1 pseudogene is annotated in these 424 nt (G+C 75.2%); it reads left to right on the top strand.

The window, feature by feature from the left end:
- Positions 1-424: pseudogene (locus GVL03_RS20815) on the top strand (PD40 domain-containing protein); the annotation flags it as partial.

Below are 424 nucleotides of genomic sequence, written 5' to 3'. Positions count from 1 at the left end.
GTGCAGGGCGTCAACGCGGCGGCCGACCGCGCGGAGACCGCGCTCTGGTGCGTGCCCCTGGATGGCGGGGCCGCACCCTGGCCGCTCACGGCGGGCACTTCGGACAACAGCCCGCGCTGGTCACCGGACGGCAGCCAGGTGGCGTTCATTTCCTCGCGCAACGGGCAGAGCCAGGTGTTCGTGATCTCCCGCCACGGCGGGGAGGCGCGGCAGGTGGGTGCGCTGGACGTCACGGTGCTCTCGGCCGAATGGTCGCCGCACGGCGCCTCTTTCGCCGTGCTGTGCACCGTGGCGGTGGACCCCGAACTGCGCGGCCGCCGTCCCGTCCCGGACGCGCCGCCGCCGCGCACGGGCGGCCCGCGCGTGGTCTGGCGGCTGCCGTACAAGGCGGACGGCCTCGGCTATGTGCTGGGCCAGGAGACGC

Source organism: Microbacterium sp. 18062 (genome assembly GCF_902706225.1).
Classification (GTDB): Bacteria; Actinomycetota; Actinomycetes; order Actinomycetales; family Microbacteriaceae; genus Microbacterium.
Note: the sequence above shows the minus strand (reverse complement) of the source record. Positions and strands in the feature narration are given on the sequence as shown.